Origin of the sequence: Paenibacillus mellifer (genome assembly GCF_023195895.1) — a bacterium.
GTDB lineage: Bacteria > Bacillota > Bacilli > Paenibacillales > Paenibacillaceae > Fontibacillus > Fontibacillus mellifer.
In genome coordinates, this window is record NZ_JALPRK010000003.1 from 43,110 (window position 1) to 62,348 (window position 19,239).

General features: G+C 53.9%; 21 protein-coding genes. 6 read left to right on the forward strand and 15 right to left on the reverse strand.

Going from position 1 to position 19,239, the window contains the following annotated elements; all coding sequences use genetic code 11:
* Positions 1-5: 5 nt before the first annotated feature.
* From M0651_RS04560 to M0651_RS04590, 7 genes are all read right to left on the reverse strand, one after another.
* Positions 6-1,253, reverse strand: a complete 1,248-nt coding sequence (locus tag M0651_RS04560; protein ID WP_248550666.1) for a sn-glycerol-1-phosphate dehydrogenase — start codon at positions 1,251-1,253, stop codon at positions 6-8.
* Complete coding sequence (locus M0651_RS04565; RefSeq protein ID WP_248550667.1) at positions 1,250-2,083, reverse strand: HAD-IIA family hydrolase; 834 nt, start codon at positions 2,081-2,083, stop codon at positions 1,250-1,252. Before M0651_RS04565 ends, M0651_RS04560 begins: the two co-directional genes overlap by 4 nt.
* A complete protein-coding gene (locus M0651_RS04570) occupies positions 2,077-2,871 on the reverse strand; it encodes a glycerophosphodiester phosphodiesterase family protein (RefSeq protein WP_248550668.1) in 795 nt (264 codons plus the stop codon). Before M0651_RS04570 ends, M0651_RS04565 begins: the two co-directional genes overlap by 7 nt.
* A 17-nt stretch (positions 2,872-2,888) precedes the next feature.
* A complete protein-coding gene (locus M0651_RS04575) occupies positions 2,889-4,229 on the reverse strand; it encodes an ABC transporter substrate-binding protein (RefSeq protein ID WP_248550669.1) in 1,341 nt (446 codons plus the stop codon).
* Between the two features lie 63 nt (positions 4,230-4,292).
* Positions 4,293-5,060, reverse strand: coding sequence for a carbohydrate ABC transporter permease (locus M0651_RS04580; protein ID WP_372490888.1), 768 nt, complete (start codon positions 5,058-5,060; stop codon positions 4,293-4,295).
* 83 nt (positions 5,061-5,143) lie between these two features.
* Complete coding sequence (locus M0651_RS04585; protein ID WP_248550671.1) at positions 5,144-6,022, reverse strand: carbohydrate ABC transporter permease; 879 nt, start codon at positions 6,020-6,022, stop codon at positions 5,144-5,146.
* A complete protein-coding gene (locus tag M0651_RS04590; protein ID WP_248550672.1) occupies positions 6,015-7,088 on the reverse strand; it encodes an ABC transporter ATP-binding protein in 1,074 nt (357 codons plus the stop codon). Before M0651_RS04590 ends, M0651_RS04585 begins: the two co-directional genes overlap by 8 nt.
* 430 nt (positions 7,089-7,518) lie before the next feature.
* Here M0651_RS04590 and M0651_RS04595 point away from each other — a divergent pair, with 430 nt between their 5' ends.
* On the forward strand, positions 7,519-8,280 hold the full coding sequence (locus M0651_RS04595) for a DeoR/GlpR family DNA-binding transcription regulator (protein ID WP_248550673.1): 762 nt from the start codon (positions 7,519-7,521) through the stop codon (positions 8,278-8,280).
* 140 nt (positions 8,281-8,420) lie between these two features.
* On the opposite strand, the gene M0651_RS04600 is transcribed toward M0651_RS04595, so the two are convergent.
* The 5 genes from M0651_RS04600 to M0651_RS04620 form a co-directional block, all read right to left on the reverse strand.
* A complete protein-coding gene (locus M0651_RS04600; RefSeq protein WP_248550674.1) occupies positions 8,421-10,115 on the reverse strand; it encodes a methyl-accepting chemotaxis protein in 1,695 nt (564 codons plus the stop codon).
* Between the two features lie 119 nt (positions 10,116-10,234).
* Complete coding sequence (locus M0651_RS04605) at positions 10,235-10,513, reverse strand: hypothetical protein (protein WP_248550675.1); 279 nt, start codon at positions 10,511-10,513, stop codon at positions 10,235-10,237.
* A 38-nt stretch (positions 10,514-10,551) separates the two neighbouring features.
* Positions 10,552-11,139, reverse strand: coding sequence for a class I SAM-dependent methyltransferase (locus M0651_RS04610; RefSeq protein ID WP_248550676.1), 588 nt, complete (start codon positions 11,137-11,139; stop codon positions 10,552-10,554).
* A gap of 82 nt (positions 11,140-11,221) precedes the next feature.
* Entirely contained in the window at positions 11,222-11,644 is a 423-nt protein-coding gene (locus M0651_RS04615; RefSeq protein WP_248550677.1) for an AraC family ligand binding domain-containing protein, read from the reverse strand.
* A gap of 76 nt (positions 11,645-11,720) precedes the next feature.
* On the reverse strand, positions 11,721-13,325 hold the full coding sequence (locus M0651_RS04620; protein WP_248550678.1) for a bifunctional metallophosphatase/5'-nucleotidase: 1,605 nt from the start codon (positions 13,323-13,325) through the stop codon (positions 11,721-11,723).
* A 181-nt stretch (positions 13,326-13,506) separates the two neighbouring features.
* On the opposite strand from M0651_RS04620, the gene M0651_RS04625 reads away from it, so the two are divergent.
* From M0651_RS04625 to phnE (M0651_RS04640), 4 genes are all read left to right on the forward strand, one after another.
* Entirely contained in the window at positions 13,507-14,523 is a 1,017-nt protein-coding gene (locus M0651_RS04625; RefSeq protein WP_248550679.1) for a phosphate/phosphite/phosphonate ABC transporter substrate-binding protein, read from the forward strand.
* A gap of 109 nt (positions 14,524-14,632) precedes the next feature.
* Positions 14,633-15,433: a phosphonate ABC transporter ATP-binding protein gene (gene phnC, locus M0651_RS04630; RefSeq protein ID WP_248550680.1), complete on the forward strand. Its 801-nt coding sequence runs from the start codon at positions 14,633-14,635 to the stop codon at positions 15,431-15,433.
* Positions 15,433-16,308, forward strand: a complete 876-nt coding sequence (gene phnE, locus M0651_RS04635; RefSeq protein WP_248550681.1) for a phosphonate ABC transporter, permease protein PhnE — start codon at positions 15,433-15,435, stop codon at positions 16,306-16,308. Before phnC ends, phnE (M0651_RS04635) begins: the two co-directional genes overlap by 1 nt.
* Entirely contained in the window at positions 16,305-17,123 is an 819-nt protein-coding gene (gene phnE, locus M0651_RS04640) for a phosphonate ABC transporter, permease protein PhnE (protein ID WP_248550682.1), read from the forward strand. Before phnE (M0651_RS04635) ends, phnE (M0651_RS04640) begins: the two co-directional genes overlap by 4 nt.
* A 128-nt stretch (positions 17,124-17,251) precedes the next feature.
* Here phnE (M0651_RS04640) and M0651_RS04645 read toward each other — a convergent pair whose 3' ends face one another.
* The 3 genes from M0651_RS04645 to M0651_RS04655 all read right to left on the reverse strand — a co-directional run bounded on the left by M0651_RS04645 (position 17,252) and on the right by M0651_RS04655 (position 18,537).
* A complete protein-coding gene (locus M0651_RS04645; protein WP_248550683.1) occupies positions 17,252-17,665 on the reverse strand; it encodes a hypothetical protein in 414 nt (137 codons plus the stop codon).
* A complete protein-coding gene (locus M0651_RS04650; protein ID WP_248550684.1) occupies positions 17,656-17,916 on the reverse strand; it encodes a hypothetical protein in 261 nt (86 codons plus the stop codon). The genes M0651_RS04645 and M0651_RS04650 overlap by 10 nt, the downstream gene beginning before the upstream one ends.
* A gap of 138 nt (positions 17,917-18,054) precedes the next feature.
* Positions 18,055-18,537: a glutathione peroxidase gene (locus M0651_RS04655; RefSeq protein WP_248550685.1), complete on the reverse strand. Its 483-nt coding sequence runs from the start codon at positions 18,535-18,537 to the stop codon at positions 18,055-18,057.
* Between the two features lie 197 nt (positions 18,538-18,734).
* On the opposite strand from M0651_RS04655, the gene M0651_RS04660 reads away from it, so the two are divergent.
* On the forward strand, positions 18,735-19,199 hold the full coding sequence (locus M0651_RS04660) for a MarR family winged helix-turn-helix transcriptional regulator (protein ID WP_248550686.1): 465 nt from the start codon (positions 18,735-18,737) through the stop codon (positions 19,197-19,199).
* Positions 19,200-19,239 lie beyond the last annotated feature (40 nt).

The window sequence follows — 19,239 nt, forward strand, 5'->3', positions numbered from 1 at the left end:
GCGCCCTATACGATGCCGGGTGATTCCTCCGCAAACGTTTCGTTGATCTCGTTGTATGCGCGCAGCAGCGTGTGCCGACCCGGGCGTACCCGATGCGCCTCCCGCAAGCTGCGTTCCAGCAGACCCGGTTCTACACCAAGCTGCTCCACGGTATTGGGGCCGCCAACGGCAGCCAACAATTCGCCAAGCTGGTGCGGATCCGGGATCAGTTGAATCTCCTGGCAGATCTGCTCCCAGCAGGCAGTGACTTGCGGCGGAACCGCAGCAGTAGGATGCATCCCCTGCGCCCCAAAGCCCTCATTGGCAAGCCGGTGGTAAAGGCCCGCGATCTCCATACTGGCCACTCCTACTTTCGCTCCGTGCAGCAGTTGGCGGCGACCTAAACGCAGATACTCCATCTCCCAATAATGCGATAAATGATGCTCCGCGCCGGAAGCCGGATGAGACTGCCCGAACAGCAGCATCGCCAGACCGGATTCGATCAACGAGGTCATCAAGAGGCAAATCCCTTCCTCACTTCGCGCTGCGATGTCATCTACCGAGGCGACGCATTTATCCAATGCCTTTCGGGTAATCTCCGCTGCCAGCTCCAGATAAGGTTCATCAGCAGTCCACGAGCCAAACCTCCAATCAAACAAGGAGGTGTATTTGCCCAACATGTCGCCGAACCCAGCCGCCACCAGCTCCGGCGGAGCTTGCACAAGGATATCGAGATCGGCGAAAATCGCCTTCGGACCGATGGCCGGGATCGTTTTTTTCTCCCCCCGCAGAAGGATCGGAGCTCCCTTGGAGTTAAACCCGTCGACAGAGGGTGCCGTCGGAACGGATACGAATGGAATACCCGTGGTGTAAGCGGCGTATCGGCAGATGTCATGCAGCGTGCCTCCCCCGCAGGCTATGATGACATTCGCCTCCCACCGCTGAACATCCAATATCAGTTCGATCAACGAGGCCTCATCGGCGATAACGTCACCTTCCGCATCAGGCTGGATCATCGTGGTATAAACGTCCATTTCCTTAGATCCGCGTTCCTTCTCCGTTTCCATAAGCATTACCAATTGCTTTCCAACCGCTTCATACGTATTTTGATCCACCGCAACAATCACATTGCGGTAGTTTTTTTTCGTGACATAGTCGGCTGCCAGCTGAAGCGCCCCCGTCTCAACCCGGATTTCGTCCAGGTCAATTGCCTGACGGTAAGGCTCCCCCAGTCCAGCCGCGAGTTCCCTGATGCGATGCAAAATATCGGTCATATGTGGCTTCCCTTCTCTTCCCTTAATTCATTTTCGGAACGTTCAATCCCTAACACAGAACTCACATCGCGGATCGAATTCCAGATATACTTCGGCTGAATCGGACTTAATCTCACATCCCTAAGATCGGTTGAACCCGTAAGGACCAAGGCAGTCCTCATTCCGGCCGCATGCCCAAGCCGGATATCCGACTCCAGACTGTCGCCGATCACCAGGCAGCGTTCTGGCGGCAACCCCAACGTTTCAAGCGCGGCTTCCGCCATTAAAGAATAAGGTTTGCCAACCACAATTTCTACATCTTGAGCCGTCGCATGCACGATCGCCCCAATCATCCCGGCCACGTCAATACAGTCGCCCCCCTCTCCGGGAAACATCCGGTCGCTATTGGTAGCGATGATCCGTGCCCCGTGCCGCACCGCACGAAAAGACAGATTCAAGTCCTGATACGTTAGCCGTTCATGCAACGTAATTAGCAGCCAACCTGCGTCTTCGGGCCGTTCGGCCAGAGGTACGCCCGCTATGCACAGCTCGTCAATCAATCCCTGCTCACCCAGCACCCAAACCTTGCGTCCCTCGCCATGGGCCCGCAAATATCGTGCAGCAATTGTGGACGCGAGGAGGATCTCCTCCTCGCTCACGTCCAATCCCATGCTGCTCAGCTTCTCCCGGCACATTTTCCGGGATATATTCCCGCGGTTACTGAGAAATACTACCTTCGTTCCCGCGGCCTTTAACCTGCTAATCGTCTCAATGGCACCTTCGATGGCCTCGTTCCCTCGGTACACTGTACCGTCCAAGTCAATAACGAGTCCCTCGATCATCTCTACCATCGGGACCTGTCTCCTATCTCTGACGTCAGTATCTGCATGCCCCGGTGGAGATGCAACGCGGGTAGCGGATTATTGCAGGTCATGCCGGTAACGCCACATTCAACGCTGTACCGCACCTGTTCCGGTTCGTCCGGACAGTAGCTCCAAACGAGTAAACCAAGCTCACGGAACTCCTGAACGCGCTCCGGTGTGAGGAGCTTCATTTCGAGCCCTAACGCCCACATCTTGGAGTAAGTTCCGCCCTCCCCATACACGAACCCCGACATCAATTCCGCAGGAAACCCTTGCGTTTTCAAACCGTACGAATCGTGAATATACGTTAATACTTCAGCGTCAAAACAGGTGAACACCGCGCGCGGCAGGAAGCCCGATTCATCCAACAAGGCGATCGTCAGGTCCGCTGCTTGTTTCGCGTTTGCCGCTGGCTTGATCTCGACATTAAGCAGTACATCGGGATAATCCGCCAGCAGCGCGACCAGCTCCGCGAGCGTCGGAATTTGCAGCCCGGCAAACTCTCGGCCAAACCAGCCTCCGGCATCCAGCCGCTTTAACTCCTCACAAGTATAATCACCGACCGCACCGGACCCGTTTGTCGTCCGGTCAACTGTAGCATCATGAATCACCATGATCTCCCCGTCCTTGGACAGGCGAAGATCGAATTCCATCATATCGACTCCCAAATCCAAGGCTTCGCGGAATGCCAGCAGCGTGTTTTCCGGGTAAGCGGATTTATATCCACGGTGTCCCGCGATCATCAGTGACGCATCCTGGTTTAATCGCTCGATCATTGTCGCTTCTCCCTCCCTTACTCCGCCAAAATCCGTTCTGTCTCTTTGTTGAACGCATCCAGTGCAGCCTGGATGTCCTGACTGTCATACATGACTGCTTCGATAGTCGAAAAGAACTCGTGCATCACTTCAGGCCATGCAACATCATTGTTGGTGTCGATGGCATATTGCAACTGGTCGTACGCCACTTTCCGGTTGGGTTCCTTTGCCCACAAATCCTGAATTTCCGGCGATTCCACCATTTTCTTCGTGAAGGGGAGGTAGCCCGATTGCAAAATAAATTGCAGCCCGCCCTGCGGATCGGTTTCCATCCAGCGAATAAATTCCCAAGCGGCCTCTTTGTTCGAAGAACCGGCCATCAAAGCAACGTTTGCGCCTCCGGTAGGATTCGCGTAAACATCGTTTTTCGGCAGGAATGCCGTAACATAATCAAAGTCCACAGAGCTGCTCAACCCCCCGATCGAACCCGTGGATTGAAACATCATGCCGATCTTGCCTTCCACGAACATGCTGTTGACGATGTTCCCGGAATCCTGCGCCGGCGGATAATACAACGCTCCCGTGCTTTGCAGATCCTTCAGGTAGCTAAATACTTCCTTGCCGATACCGTTATCGATGAACCCGGGTGAGGTTTTTTCATCGTTAAAAAACTTCCCCCCGGACTGAGAAATCATAGCGATCGGATACCAGGTATCGTAAGGCATCGACAACCCGTAACGCTTCACTTCTTTCCCCTCTTTAACGACCAGTGCGTTTGCCACGGTTTTTAACTCATCCCAGGTCGTTGGAACCGCCAACCCGAGCTCATCCAGCATGGATTTGTTGATGTGCAAAATGGGGGTCGAGCGGTTCAAAGGCAGCGAAACCAGCTTGTCGTTGAAATAGGAATGGCCCATCAGCCCTGAAGTAAAGTCGTCCGCACTCAGCCCCGACTTCTCCATAAATGGCGTCAGATCCTCCAACACGTCCGAGTCAGCGAACATGAGCACATACGCGCGTTCCAGCATGCTCACATCCGGCGCGGTGTTGGAAGCGACCGCTTGCTGCAGTTTAGTTACGGTCTCGTCATAGCCCCCTTGATAGGTCCCTACGACTTCAATGTCGTTATGAGATTCGTTGAAACGCTGGATCAATGCATCCATGTACTCCCCGTTTTTACCCCCCAGCGAATGCCAGAATTGTACGGTCGTTTTACCGCCGGCGTTTGCGGCTGCCGTTTCCGTTCCCGTCGTTGCCGGATCCACGGCAGTTCCGCTCTGCGAGTTTCCTGAATTAGCGGTGGAGTTCCCCCCTCCGCAGCCGGCTAGGATCCCCAATAACAGAGTTAAGATCACAATGAATTCCCCTTTACTTTTCATCTTTTCGTTTCCCTCCAATGAATAAATTGTTGTTGTATTTGAAAGGGACTGCGACCGTTTGGCCTATTTAATCCCTGAGTATACGAATGCTTTGACGATGTGACGTGAACAGAATGCGTAAACGAGTAGAATAGGAACAACCAGCACAACGTTACCGGCCATGATAATATGCCAGTTGCTGATTCCCTCCGTCTCCCGCAGCATGGCGATTCCCAGCGTTAGCGGCCGGATCGCCTCAGAGTTCGTCATGACGAGCGGCCAGAAATACTCGTTCCAATGACTGACGAAGCTGAACAAGGCAATGGTCGCCAGTGCTGGCCCCGCCATGGGAAGCATGATTCTCCAAATCACTTTGATTGCCCCGGCATTATCCAATCTAGCCGCTTCAATAATCTCTTCCGGAATCTGCATGAAATATTGGCGCAGTAAGAAAATCCCGAACGCATTGGACATAAACGGGATGATCTGCGGCCATAACGAATGGATCAGCCCGAAGTCCGCCATCAACAGATATACCGGGATAAAGGTGATTTGTCCTGGAATCATGAACGCGAGGAGGACGAAACCAAACAGAACGCTTTTCCCCCGAAAACGGTATTTCGCAAAGGCATACGCGGCTGGAATCATCACCGCAAACTGCAGCACGATGATGGACACCGTAATAACGACCGAGTTTCTCGCATACATCAAGAACGGCCCCGCGCTCATTGCTTCTACAAAGTTGTTCCACTGCGGGACGGCTGGGATCCAGGTTGGCGGAAAGGCCAGCGTCTCCCGTAACGTCTGCAGCGAGGTAGAGATCATCCACAGGAACGGAAAAATAAATACCATGACGACTGCTGCTTTCAACAATACGCCCAACACCGAGGCCAGGCTTCTCCAATCAAATATTTTCACAAGCGGGCTCCCTTTCCTCATTGATAATGAACCTTCTTAGCCAGCAGTCTGAAATAGATCAGAGTCAGCACGCCGATGATCGCCATCAGAATCGTCCCGGTCGCTGCCGAATAACCGATGTTGGTCGTCCGGAATCCGTAGATATAATAAACCAACGTATTTGTCGCATTGTTGGGGCCGCCTCCGGTCATGATTTTGACCGTATCAAACACCTTGAAGGACCCAATTGTCATAATGACCAGGATGAAAAATAACTGCGGCGAAATCATGGGCAGCGTAATCTTGGTAAACACCTTGAATCTGCTCGCGTTATCGAGCGCAGCCGCTTCGTATATGCTGGGAGGTACGCTCTGCAGCGCTGCTACAATAATGAGCGTGTAGTAGCCGATATTTTGCCATACCGAAACGATAATGACGGATAAGAGCGCCGTCTTGGAGCTTTGCAGCCAATCGGAGGCGGGCAATCCAAAGGATTCCAACATAAAATTGAGCAGCCCCTGTTCGGGGTCCATCAACCACAGCCAAACCAGCGATATGGAGACGATAGAAACGATATGCGGCGTGAAAATCCCGGCCTGCACCAGGGAGTTGATGCGGCTTTTTTTGTTCAGCCATACCGCGATGATCAGGGATAGCCCCACCGTCAGTATGACGACGCCGGCGGTGTAAATGGCGGTATTCCCTAATGCTTTGTAAAAATCGCCCCGCGTTAAAATTTGCTGAAAGTTATCCCAGCCGACAAACTTGCTTTTGGCTTTGTTCATCAGGTTATATTTGTAGAAACCCAGATAGATGAGATACAGGACAGGGTAAATAACAAACAAACCGATGCCCGCCATAGCGGGCGCTATCAATACATAAGGCCGGAGCCGCTCCCACAATGGTCGTTTACCCATGGCTTTTCCCCTTCAGCGCCTCCAAATAACCAGCAATGCCTGGATCATTAGCGGGGATACGAATCTCATCGAATCCAAAGAAATGCAGCTTGGAGGCCTCAACGCCAAGTACAACCTCTTGATCGACGTGATATGCGTCTTCCGGGGATTTCACCATAAAGGACAAGTCTTTCGATCTAACTTGGTAGATCGTTTCGGCTCCAAGCATCTCGCGGGTGACGATGGTCCCTTGAAGGGAATAGTGCGGCGCTGGCCCCGAATGTTCCCGTGTTGCCGTTGCTGCCGACAAACTGGCGTTCTCGGGCCGGAATCCGAATTTCACGCCGTCCACGCCAAGATCGCCGATGTTCATGGACGGCACGCCGATAAACTGAGCCGTAAACAAATTGCTCGGCTGATGGTAGATCTCATGCGGCGGCGCCTCCTGCTGGATCTCCCCCTGATTCATCAGCACGATCGTATCGGCCATCGACATGGCTTCCACTTGGTCGTGCGTTACGTACACGAAGGTCGTGCCCAGCTTCTTATGTAGTTCGATCAGTTCAATGCGCATTTGCACCCGCAGCTTGGCATCGAGATTGGACAACGGTTCGTCCATGAGAAAAACGGACGGCTTCTTGACCATCGCCCGGGCCAAGGCGACGCGCTGTCGCTGTCCGCCGGACAGAGCGGATGGCTTTCGGTCCAAATAGTCTAGCAGGCCAACGGTTTCGCTAATGCTCTCCACGAGTTGTACCCGTTCCGCCTTGGGAATCTTGTTGTTTCTCAGACCAAACTCAATATTTTCCCGCACCGACATCGTGGGGTAAATCGCATAGTTTTGAAATACCATCGCCACGCCGCGCTGGCCTGGTGGTATGCGAGAAACGTCCTTGCCGTCGATCAGCACCTGTCCGGAGGTTTGCGGGCCCAGCCCTGCGATCATGCGCAGCAGCGTGGTTTTTCCGCAGCCGGACGGGCCAACGAGCACGGTAAACGCTCCATCCTCCATCGTCAAATTGAGATTCTGGATGACTGCATTTTTCTCAAAAGCTTTGCTTACGTTCACAAATTGTATGGATGCCAAGTGCCATCCCCCTTATCCAAATTGTTGATATGTATAGAAGTGAGCAGATAATGCGCAATTTTCGCTTCTTTTTGCTCACTTGAGCTTATCTCGATTGTAAGGATCATTCGTTTGGGGAGTATAAGACCAAATTCAAGGGGATGTAAATATAATCTAGATGGCTTTGGCGGATTCCTAGAATGATGAATTAAGCCCTCTATTAATAGGAAAGAAGATAACTGCCGGTAACGGAATACCTCGAGAGAACTCCAGTAAATTCCCTAAATCGTCGAAAAATATAGCCTTACTTCCCCCGGAATCCCTCGTGTTTGTTAACACGCAGAAAATATTTATTCGTTAAAATCAAGGGGAGTATCCCATGAAAATCAAATCAGTTATTTGAAGAATTGCGCATTTTTGTGCATTTGATCTTGAGGAAGGAAGATGGAGCTTGCTGGCTGCGGATAGAAAACGACGTATTGTGGAGTATGTCAGACAGTACCGGACCGCTACGGTGGCGATGCTGGCTGCGGAATTTAACGTGCATAGCGCGACCATTCGCAGGGATTTGGCGGAGATCGAGCAGGAGGGCGCGCTGAGAAGAACGCACGGGGGCGTCATTATGGAACAATGGACGCACGATGAGCCCTCTTTTCAAGAACGAAGAAATCAACATCTGGAGGAGAAGATCCGCATCGGCCGTCATGCAGCATCATTGGTAGAAGACGGAGAGAACATCATCATTGATTCCGGGACAACCACTTTGCACATCGCGACCCATCTCGTCAATCGCTCCAATGTCACGGTCATCACGAACGATATGAACGTAGCTGTTGAGCTGCGGGATGCGTCGGGGGTTAAGGTCATCCTCACGGGAGGAGAGTTGTATCCGTCAAGTTACATGCTCAACGGTATGTTCACGGATCATGTACTACAGTCCTTACATGTGGAGAAGGCATTTATCGGAACGCCAGCGTTGCATCCCCAGCACGGTCTGATGCATCCTGAGGCGCTGTTGGTACCTGCCAAGCAGGGAATGATCAAGGCGGCCGGTGAAATTGTCGTCGTCTGCGACCATACGAAGATTGGTAAGCTCTCCCTGCATACCGTCGCCCCTAATAGTTCCATTCATACCTTGATTACGGGGAATGCGGCTACGGATTTCGACGTCAAGCCGTTTCAGGAGCGAGGGATCACCGTTCACCAAGTGTAAACCGGGTATACGTTAGGAAACCTGAGGAGCAGCCAATAGACACCAAAACCGGGCTCCAAAGAGGAGACCCGGTTTTGCTCAAGCTATATTCATATTCAGCAGGCTGCGCAGCGGCGAATCGGCAAGCGAGACCGGCCTGTCTATCCCTTCACTCGAAACTTGCCCAACACCTGCTGCAGCTCGTCCGATACCGCCGATAGCGAAGCGCATGAGGCGTTGATATCCGCGATGGCCGACAGCTGGGTCGCCGAAGCGCTGCTCACTTCCTGCGCGGCGGCGCCCGAGCTTCGGGCGATATCCGCGATGACGTGGACGGAAGCCGTGACTTCCTCAATCCCCGCGGACATCTGCTGGGCCGTCGCAGCGAGCTGCTCGATTTGGTCGGCGATTTGGCCGTTGGAAGCGGAGATGTCCGCAAAGCTGCGGTCCGTCTGCTGCGTTAACGCAAGGCCCGACTCGACCTCCCCGATCACCAGATCCATCGCTTCCAGCGACTGTTTGATGTCCGTATCGATCTGCGTCATGACCTCGGCGATCCGTTCCGACGAAGCCTCCGACTGTTCAGCCAGCTTACGGACCTCGGAGGCGACGACAGCGAAGCCGCGCCCCTCCTCGCCGGCACGAGCCGCCTCGATCGACGCATTAAGCGCGAGCAGATTCGTCTGCTGGGAAATCCCGCGGATCGCCTCTACCATCAAGGCGATTTCCTGCGATTTATCGTTCAGCAGCCGGACCAGCGAGCTGCTGGCCTGTACCGAACGGTCGATGGATTCCATCTGTGCGACCGTCCTGCGAACTTGCTCTCCGCCGGCAACGGCCTGCTGCCTGGACTGCCCAGCCAGCTCGGCGGCTTCGGAGGCATGCTCGGCGATGTTTTGCACGCCGATGGCGATCTCCTCCATAGCGCGGGCATTCTCCGCCGTGCTCATCGTCTGGCTCTCCGCCCCCGCGGCAACTTGCTCAATCGAGGCCGCAATCCGCGCCGAGCCATCGTTGGTTTGCTCCGCGACCGTCTGTAGCCTCCGGGCGGCCTCAGTCACCTTGTCTGAAGCGAGCATCCCCTGCTGCACCAGCTGCTGCAGACTCGCCCCCATCTGATTGTAGCTGGCGCTGAGCAACCCGATTTCGTCCCGCGAATCGTCGCGGAGGGTCGCCGTAAAATCGCCGGCCCCGGCTTGTTCCATCGCTTTGGCTAGCCGGCTGAGCCGTTTTTTCATGCCACGCATATATCCCAAGATCAACGCGATGGAGATCACAAGCGCTGCCGCAAAAACTACGGCAAAACGCTGAATAAATGTCCCGCGAATGGTTTCCATTAATTGCTGCGATGCCCCCACGTACAAGATGCCGATGACCTCGCCGCCGTCCGATCGGATCGGTTGATACGCCGCCTGATACGTTAGGCCAACCACCACCGCTTCCCCGTAGTAGCTGCTGCCACCCTTGAGGACAACGTCGGCCACCTTGTCAGACACCTTCGTACCTACAGCCCGTTCTCCCTCCGCCATCACATTGGTCGTTACGCGAGTATCCCCTTGGAAAATCGTTACCGTGTCTTCTGTCATTTCCCCGATTTCGTCCACGATTTCAAAGTTCCCGCTAATCACAGTTTCACCTTTGTAAAATTGGTCTCCCTCGATGCGCCAAGCACCGGGGTACTTGCTGTCCAAATAGCGGTTAACCAGTTCCAAGTCGCTTCGCGCTTTAGCCGTAGCGAACGTCTTAATGCCGCTCTCCATTTGTTTAACCGCTACATAGCCAATTGTCCCTGACACGACCACTAAAATGCCGACCACAATCAGATTGATTTTCGTCCCGATGCTTCGAATACGCATAATTTTCGCCTCCTTACAGCTTTCACTAAATCATAAGGGTTCCCGTAGGTTTTGTGTAGAAAAGGAAAGCCCAGCGCCCCCAGTATTTAGGGGCCTGGGCCATATTTATTTTCCGCTAACTAATCGATGTATCCGGCGAGTCCGTGCTCCGTCAAATAATCCATCTCCAAATCGAGGATGGTTTCCACCGTCAATTCATCGAGCTTCACGTCGCTTCGGCTCAGGACATAGTCCACCAAATCGTCCCCGTCGATCTCTACTTCGCCATCAGCATTCTGTTGAGCTTGGTTGATAAAATCCGCTTCATGCTTCAGCACCAACCGGATGCTGTCCAGACTCGACTTCGACCGGTCGGCGATAAACTGGACAAGCTCCTGTTCATTGATTTGATCGCTCACAAAAGTTCACTCCTGCCCTATTAGGTTCAATTTGTTTCCTAGTCTTTCTCGTAGATGTAAATTTTAGTACGGTACAGATCCTGGCAGGTGACGACCTTCACCGGCTGCCAACCCGGCAGGGCAAAACACACACTGATCACCCGGGCCCCCGGGGTTAACTGCGCCCGAAGCAAGGGATCAAGTCGCCGCATCGCTTCAGGGTATAGATAACAGATAACCATGCCCGCAGTTTCGTAAGGAAACTTGTAGAGGTCTCCCCGCAAAAACTGCACCTGAGGATGATCTCCCATCCGCAAAGCGATACGGGAATACAACCAGGGGATCATCGAGTTCTCGATCCCGACGATTGGCAGGCCAGGATCGGCCCCGGCGATGGCCAAAGCCAGCGTCCCCCAGCCCGACCCCGCTTCCACGACGGGGCGGGCAGGAAAGAGCGAAGCCGCCCCCTTAGGGGCGGCAGTACGTTTCAGGTGCATCAGTTCCCGGACGACCGCCCGCCGGACGACGGCGGAAGCGGGCATCGGCGAGATCCCGTTCCTCCAGCTCCGATACACAATCATCACGGCCGCAATCAGCAGGAAGATCAGCAAGACGGCAGGCAGAATCGGGATGGCAGACGCGGGCATGGGGACATCTCCTTGGGGTTATCTGGATCTTCTTATTGTAACAGACCCCGTCCCTACGCTCCATCCGCATTCCCGTAGAACATCAGATAGTTGACCATTTGGCTGCGCCAAGAAAAGACTCCAGCAGCCACATGTCCTGAATATCCGTCGATGCGATTCCCTGCTCAGGGTTCCGAGTTCCTTTTTCCTTGATCGAAAGCATGCCGTCTAATCGTTCATTTAGGGCCCCGGGATAGAACCACAACCCCTTCCCCCCGTCTTGCGCGGCTTCTGCCATAAACTGAACAGACTCCTTGGGATTCAAGCAATAGATTGCCGGAGCCAAAAGCGGATATACATATTCGCCAGCTTGCCAGGTTCCGGCCCCTTCCAGCGCAAGGATCAGACCGAACCCATCTCCGTTGTGAGGACGATCGGTGAAGATTTGCGGATAGGTCCCTGACTGGTACGACATTGCCAAACGGTACCCCGGATGATGAGTTCTCCCTTCGGTCCAAACCGCCATTCCCGTCACCTCTCCTGACGACGCCCCCCTCTTAGGGAGACTTTTTACAGCTATTATAATTCGAGTCACTGGAAAATTATAGCCGGGACAAGCTGTTCACTATCCTCCAGTTCCCATTACAGGCGGCCTGAATGGTCTCGTGCCGCTCGATGTACTCCGCCACCAGCTCCGCCATATCGGTTTGGATTTCTCTTACCACCGGCTTGCCCCGGTACATGTCATAATCGCCGCCTCCGCCGGCGCGGTAATTGTTCATGACAACCTCAACCTCTGTCTCGTCTTGCAGCGGCGCCCCGTTCCGGGTCAACCTCACGACCCGCTGCCCTACGGGTTTGGCGACGTCCAGCTCGTATTCGATCCCTTCCCACATATCGTAATTGTAATGTTGCGCCTTAGGTTCGAGATAACCCGGATTGACCGCGATCGCGCCATCTTCTCCCAGCACAAAATAGTTTGCTGTCTGTTCCAGCGCCTCTCGAATGTCCCGCCCGGTCAAGCGCAGGACGGTCAGCGTGTTCGGATACATAAAGTTCGTCAGCACATCCCGCAGCGTAATCCCGCCGGCAAAACCCTTGGATTGTTCGCTTAACAACGCCGCATTGGAGACGTTCACCCCGGCCGCCTCCATCTGCACCTGATTAACGAACTCCATGAAGGGGTGATCCGCCAAGCGGCAGGTGAACGGGCTCTCGATCGTCATGTCGCCGTCCACTCGGCCGATTGGTTGGTCCAGCCAAGCTTGTGTAGCCGATTCCACCGGATGCACAAGCTCCAGCACCTCGCGATCGGCCGCCACGGCGGTATCGGGAACGAGCAGCTCGGCTGTCTTCTCGCGAACGGTCCAGCGGCCGTCGGCCCGGCGCTGGAAGCAGACGGTGATTTTGCCTAAAGCTTGTCCCCCCGTCCCCGGCTGGATCACCGTCACCCCGCCAACCTCGCCTGCAATCATCCGATGTTGATGACCGGTGATCAACACATCGATGCCTGGTACCTCGAGGCACATCGCGTAACCTTGATTTTCACCGGTCAACCGTTCCGTCGCCGCTCCTGTCGCCAAATCTCGCTCAAAACCACCATGGTAACTGACCACGAGCAAGTCCGGCTGTTCCACCTCACGGATACGGGGAACCCAGTTCTTCACCGTCTCCAGCGCGTCCCGAAACGTCCAGCCCGCGATGTGACGGGGATGCTCCCAATGGGGGATGTAGTGGGTTGTGACGCCTAAGATGGCGATTTTCACCCCCTCCGGGCTGGTCTTCACAATATACGGCTTGCCAAACGCCGGCTCATCCGTCCCTATATCCATGATCCCCGCCGACAGCCACGGAAAACGGGAATCGTTGATGACTTTGTGCAGCAGCTCCTGCCCGTAATTAAATTCGTGATTGCCCGGCACCGCCGCATCATATTTCAGCAGATTCAAGGCTGCGATCGATGGATGGACGCCATTCGGATCATTTTTGACGTAAAAGGTGCACAGCGGGGTGCCCTGAATGATATCCCCATTATCGACCAGCAGCAGGCCGGGCGTTTGCTCGCGTTCGTGCCGAATGAGCGTGGCCAGCTTGGCCAGACCGAATGGCCGCTCCTCAGACGTGCGGTAATCCGTTGGATAAATGAAGCCATGTACATCGCTCGTGACTAAAATTTTGCAAACGGCTTCCTCCCTAAACTTCTCCATGTCATCCACCTCTAATTTCATCTTATTGCTATCCATTCTAGCAACGAACATCGCGAGTTTTGTAAACTACTGAAAATTAGGATTTTACAAACTTCAACTTTACCTCTGACGGCAGGTTAATAAAACTCTTATATAGTAATCACGTAATCCAAAAAAATGAGATTAAGTGGAGGTCATACGCTTGAACAAGATTGCCAAGTTTGTTTTGCCTTTATTCTTGACGTTCTCCGTCATCCTGAGTGCTTGCGGAAACAACGCTCCAGCTAACACCAGCGGGAATGCGTCGGCCGAATCCGGCCAAACCAATGCCACTGCTGCAAACGCCAGCACTAACGCGGCTGCCAACACTGCTGAAACCCCTGCTAACACGGGCTATGTTCCTGAAACCTTGACGGTCCAATTCGTGCCTTCGCAAAATGCCGATACGCTCGAAGCGAAAGCGAAGCCGTTGGAAAAGCTGCTGTCCGATCGCTTGGGTATCCCGGTGAAAGTCAGCGTGTCGACCGACTACAATACGATTATCGAAGCCATGGCTTCCAAGCAAGTCGACGTGGGCTTCCTTCCTCCGACAGCATACGTGCTGGCGAAGGAGAAGGGCGCAGCTGAGGTTATTTTGCAGGCGCAACGTTTCGGGGTACAAGATGATACCGGCGCACCTACGGATCAGTTGGTTGATTTCTACAAATCGATGATCATCGTGAAGAAGGATTCCGACATCAAATCCGTTGAGGATCTGAAAGGCAAAAAAATCGCCTACCAAAACGTAACGTCTTCCGCCGGGTATGTATGGCCGGCCGCTAAACTTCAAGAGGCAGGCTTGGATCCGCTGTCTGACGTAGAGCCTATTACGGTAAAAGGTCATGACCAAGGCGTCATCGCCGTTCTGAATGGCGATGTGGACGCTGCGGCCATCTTCCAGGATGCCCGTAACACCGTGGTTAAGGATTATCCGAAGGTATTCGAGGATACTCGCGTACTGGCGTACACAGAGCCGATTCCAAACGATACGATCTCCGTTCGTTCCGACATGAATGCGGAATGGGTACAGAAGCTGAAGGATGCCTTCATCGAAATCGGTAAGGATGCGGAAGGCCACCAAATTATTGCGGATATCTACACGCATGAAGGTTATGTCGAATCAAATGACAGTGTGTTCGACATCGTCCGCGAATATAACGAGAAAGTTAAAACGGAATAGGCTTTAAGCGAAATTTGACGAATACCCCCTGCAAGCCAGTCGGAGCGCTTCTGCGCTCCCGGCTGGCTGTGCGTTTTTCCAGAAACTTTTTTCCAAAAGGAGTCCTAACGTGATAGAACTGCGCAATGTATCCAAAACATACCCGAATGGCACCAAAGGGCTGGATCAGATCAACCTGAAGATTGAGCCCGGTGAATTCGTAGCGATCGTAGGCTTGTCCGGTGCCGGTAAATCGACGCTGCTGCGGTCCATGAACCGGCTGCACGATATCTCCGAAGGCGATATTCGAATCGACGGCAAGTCGATCACGCAAGCCTCCGGCAAACCGCTGCGGATGATCCGTCGCGACATCGGCATGATCTTCCAGAGCTTCAATCTCGTGAAGCGTTCCTCTGTGCTGCGCAACGTGCTGGCCGGCCGAGTCGGCTACCATTCCACGCTGCGCACCCTGTTCGGACGATTCCCGGAGGCCGATGTGGAGTTAGCTTTTCAGGCGCTGGAGCGCGTTAATATCGTGGAAAAAGCGTACGCTCGAGCCGACCAGCTCTCCGGCGGACAACAGCAGCGGGTGGCGATTGCCCGTGTGCTGGCACAGGAAGCGAAAATCATCCTCGCAGACGAGCCGGTGGCCTCGCTGGATCCTTTGACGACCAAGCAGGTTATGGATGATCTGAAGCGTATTAACGTTGAGCTCGGGATTACGACGATTGTGAACCTGCATTTCATCGACTTGGCGCGCAGCTACGCTACCCGAATTATCGGGCTCCGCGCGGGTCAGGTGGTCTTCGACGGACCGGTGTCGGAGGCGACGGACGAGCGATTCGCAGAGATTTATGGCCGCGCCATCGACCAAGAAGAGCTGCTGGCGACCCGACTCCCGGGACCGCAGGTGCTGGAGGCGAAGGCTTGATGAATACGAATCCGCGTCCAAATGCCAAATCCAACGCCCAAGCGAACGCTAATAAGTCCGCCAACCTCAGCGTAAACCCGCCCGGCCAAGCCGGCTTGAACCGGGATCGTCCTCAAGCTCCCGGCAAGCTGAAGCATTATTTGACCGCCGTGATCATTCTGCTTCTGCTATGGGGCAGCTCCGTGGACACGGAGGCTTCGCTGGGCAAGCTGATCCAGGGCTCGCCGAACATGCTGGACCTGCTGCGGGAGATGTTCCCGCCGAAGTGGAGCTACTTCGACAACATCGTACCGGCGATGCTGGAGACGATCCGCATGGCGCTGATCGGCACGACCTTCGGCGCAATCTTCGCGGTACCGGTCGCGCTGCTCTGCGCCTCCAACCTTAGCCGCAGCGCCTGGATCTATCAGCCCGTCCGCTTCCTGCTGAACCTCGTACGGACGATTCCCGACCTGTTGCTGGCGGCGATCTTCGTCGCCATCTTCGGACTCGGGCCGTTGCCCGGCATGATGGCGCTTACGGTGTTCTCGTTTGGTTTGATCGCCAAACTAACCTACGAAGCGCTGGAGACAATCGACCGCGGACCCCTGGAAGCGATGACGTCCGTCGGGGCTAGTTCGGTGCAGCGCATCGTCTTTGGCGTCGTACCGCAAATCCAAGCCCACTTTATTTCCTACGTTTTGTACACGTTCGAAATTAACGTGCGCGCCGCGGCGGTGCTGGGTCTGGTTGGGGCCGGCGGGATCGGCCATTATTACGAAGTGACTTTGGGTTTCCTGGAGTATGACAAGACGTGCATGATCATCTTGTTCACGCTCGCGGTCGTACTGCTGATCGATTATGTAAGCACCAAATTGCGGGAGAAATTATTATGACGACAAACGCAAATGCAAATACCTGGCGGCACAAAGTGCAGAAGCCCAAGAAGAACCGCTACCGCTGGCTAATTTATCTGCTGCTCCTTCTCTTATATATATGGGCGTTCGCCGGTATCCCATTTGACGGGATCAAGGAAACCGCCGGCCAAATTACGAAGTCGATCCTCTCGGGGTTGTTCTCACCCGATTGGGATTACGTCTATTTACCGGACGGCGAGGATTTGCTGCGGGGATTGCTTGAGACGTTGACCATCTCGATCCTGGGTACCTTTGTGTCTTCATTGGTCTGCCTGCCGTTCGCCTTCTGGTCAGCAGCTAATCGAAGCAAACCGCGTTTCGCTTCCGGTTCGGGCAAAATGCTGCTCAGCTTTATCCGCACCTTCCCGGAAATCGTGATGGCGCTGCTGTTCATCAAGGCTGTGGGACCAAACGCCTTCGCCGGCGTGCTCGCGCTGGGGCTGCATTCGGTTGGGATGCTGGGCAAGCTGTTCGCCGATGAGATCGAGAACATGGATCATGGCCCAACCGAAGCGCTTGTCGCTGCAGGGGCCAGTCGCCTGCAAATCCTGTGGTTTGCCGTGTTGCCACAGGTGCTCCCGGGCTTCCTATCTTACACGCTGTACCGGTTCGAGATCAACTTGCGTTCCGCCACGATCCTCGGCGTAATTGGCGCCGGCGGGATCGGGACTCCGTTGATCTTCGCCCTCAGCTCGCGGGATTGGGATCGCGTCGGGATCATCCTGCTCGGCATCATCGTGATGATCACCCTCGTGGACTGGATCTCCGGGGCATTGCGGAAAAAGCTGGTGTAACCCCGCTGCTCCACCAACACGCAGCGCATTCTGTATGATTTTTCGAATACAATCCGGCGAATCGACGCCAAATGGCTCATTCTATATGAAATTTCGAATACAATGAGCCACTCTGACCTCGAAGCGGTCTATTCTATTTGATTTTTCATATAGAATAGGCCGTTTCCTCCTCCGAGGAGCAAATGTATATGATACTCATAAGAAGTAATGCGGCCAGAGGCCCCTTTAGCTATCGCGTGGAGCTTGCCTTTTTCTACGAGGAGCCGGCAGTACTTAATGACAGTCATCGTATGCAACTCCAGCTCCCGCGCCACCTCCGTTGGGCGAAGCACCCGGTGATGGCGAATGGCGGCGCGCAACAGATCCCTTTCAATCTTGCAATAAGTTCGCGCCGACCTCCCCAGTGCAACTAACAAGTAAGGTGCCAAAATACTCCGCAAGGAAGATAGAATAAACGTGGAGTTCTCCTTCAACTCATCCAAGGCGATGTAGTAGATCAGACAGTCCTGGGATTGCAGAAACAGCCCCCGATTCAAATCCATATTATCTCGAATACAATCCGCGCACCTCCAACCACCCATAGAAAATCGGCAAAATAGGATCTCCCCCGCCAATCCTTCACCTCATATTCCGGATGCAATCCATCAAAGTGCCCCACCAACGGCCACCAGATCTGCTCGACGAACAATTGATTCCCGTATCCATGTCCGCGCCGAAGCGCATCCAGACGCTCACCGGTTCTTCGTTTCATATGCTCCTGAATCCAAGTGTCATGCTCCCTTTGAAACCCCATGTTACAACTCCCTCCACAATTTCATCGTGAAAAACAAAAAGCCCCGCTCCTTTCCATCCTGGAAAGGAAACGGGGCAGGCTTTGCCTCACGTTGCTGTCTGTTACTATTCGAACTGCTTAGGTCTATTGTACTTACGCCTACACCCCAAGCAGCTCGCGAATTTGCCCATCGATGCTCTCGGGTTCGTCCGTCGGGCCAAAGCGTTTCACGACCTTACCTTCCTGATCCACAAGGAACTTCGTAAAGTTCCATTTGATCAACTTGGACCCGAGCAAGCCCGGCGCTTCCTTCGTCAGGTGCTTGAACAGCGGATGAGCCGTTTTTCCATTCACATCAATTTTCGAAAATAACGGGAACGACACACCGAAATTCAGCTCGCAAGCTTGCGCTACTTCCTCGTCCATCCCCAGCTCCTGGTTCGCGAATTGGCTTGAGGGGAAGCCCAATACGGAGAACCCTTGGTCCTTGTAAGTATCATGCAGTTGCTGCAGCCCTTTAAATTGCGGAGCAAACCCGCATTTCGTCGCCGTATTCACGATCAGCATCACCTGACCGCGGTATGGCTCCAACGTTTGCACTTGGCCTTGAATCGTTTTGACTTCGATATCGAATAATGACATTCATGGCACCTCCAGCATTTTTTAAATTAAGTGTTATTTAATTGTATACAATCTTTGTTAAGGTGTCAATTTCAAATCACCGGCGATCGACAGGCGTCTGCACCCCCGTCCCACCACTTTACGCGAAAAGGAAAGCAATGCTATAATAACTCAAAAGCAAAATAAATTGCATACAATTAATTGGCAGGTGGATATAGATGAATACGGATGAATTGATGAAACTGGATAATCAGCTTTGCTTCGCTTTTTATACGTGCTCCCGGGAGATCATGAAGCTGTACCGGCCTCTGCTGGCCGAGTTCGGATTAACCTATACGCAGTACATCACGCTTCTCGCGTTATGGGAGCGGGACGGCGTGACCGTCAAAGAGCTGGGCGCCATGCTGTACCTCGATTCCGGCACGTTAACTCCGCTGCTTAAGAAGCTGGAGCAGATGAACCTGGTCACCCGGACGCGAGACAAAGCGGACGAGCGCAGCGTCATCATTGAGCTGACCCACGAAGGCAAAGCCTTGAAGGACAAAGCCTGCACCGTACCGATGCGGCTGTTTGCCGGAACCGGTGCCGGGATAGAGGATATCTTGGCCATGCATCAGCAGATTAACGAATTTATGCACAAAATCGGCGGCGGCAGCTCTACCCAACCTGAACAGGCTGAATAACCCCTCCCTAAATCCTCCATAATAGGGGAGAAGCACCGAG

What these genes read in the sequence shown, in the direction of transcription:
- M0651_RS04560 (WP_248550666.1), bottom strand. Translation starts at nt 1,253, where the DNA reads ATGACCGATATTTTGCATCGCATCAGGGAACTCGCGGCTGGACTGGGG.
- M0651_RS04565 (WP_248550667.1), bottom strand. Translation starts at nt 2,083, where the DNA reads ATGGTAGAGATGATCGAGGGACTCGTTATTGACTTGGACGGTACAGTG.
- M0651_RS04570 (WP_248550668.1), bottom strand. Translation starts at nt 2,871, where the DNA reads ATGATCGAGCGATTAAACCAGGATGCGTCACTGATGATCGCGGGACAC.
- M0651_RS04575 (WP_248550669.1), bottom strand. Translation starts at nt 4,229, where the DNA reads ATGAAAAGTAAAGGGGAATTCATTGTGATCTTAACTCTGTTATTGGGG.
- M0651_RS04580 (WP_372490888.1), bottom strand. Translation starts at nt 5,060, where the DNA reads ATGGTATTTATTTTTCCGTTCCTGTGGATGATCTCTACCTCGCTGCAG.
- M0651_RS04585 (WP_248550671.1), bottom strand. Translation starts at nt 6,022, where the DNA reads ATGGGTAAACGACCATTGTGGGAGCGGCTCCGGCCTTATGTATTGATA.
- M0651_RS04600 (WP_248550674.1), bottom strand. Translation starts at nt 10,115, where the DNA reads ATGCGTATTCGAAGCATCGGGACGAAAATCAATCTGATTGTGGTCGGC.
- M0651_RS04610 (WP_248550676.1), bottom strand. Translation starts at nt 11,139, where the DNA reads ATGCCCGCGTCTGCCATCCCGATTCTGCCTGCCGTCTTGCTGATCTTC.
- M0651_RS04615 (WP_248550677.1), bottom strand. Translation starts at nt 11,644, where the DNA reads ATGGCGGTTTGGACCGAAGGGAGAACTCATCATCCGGGGTACCGTTTG.
- M0651_RS04620 (WP_248550678.1), bottom strand. Translation starts at nt 13,325, where the DNA reads ATGGAGAAGTTTAGGGAGGAAGCCGTTTGCAAAATTTTAGTCACGAGC.
- phnE (WP_248550681.1), top strand. Translation starts at nt 15,433, where the DNA reads ATGAATACGAATCCGCGTCCAAATGCCAAATCCAACGCCCAAGCGAAC.
- phnE (WP_248550682.1), top strand. Translation starts at nt 16,305, where the DNA reads ATGACGACAAACGCAAATGCAAATACCTGGCGGCACAAAGTGCAGAAG.
- M0651_RS04645 (WP_248550683.1), bottom strand. Translation starts at nt 17,665, where the DNA reads ATGGATTTGAATCGGGGGCTGTTTCTGCAATCCCAGGACTGTCTGATC.
- M0651_RS04650 (WP_248550684.1), bottom strand. Translation starts at nt 17,916, where the DNA reads ATGGGGTTTCAAAGGGAGCATGACACTTGGATTCAGGAGCATATGAAA.
- M0651_RS04655 (WP_248550685.1), bottom strand. Translation starts at nt 18,537, where the DNA reads ATGTCATTATTCGATATCGAAGTCAAAACGATTCAAGGCCAAGTGCAA.
- M0651_RS04660 (WP_248550686.1), top strand. Translation starts at nt 18,735, where the DNA reads ATGAATACGGATGAATTGATGAAACTGGATAATCAGCTTTGCTTCGCT.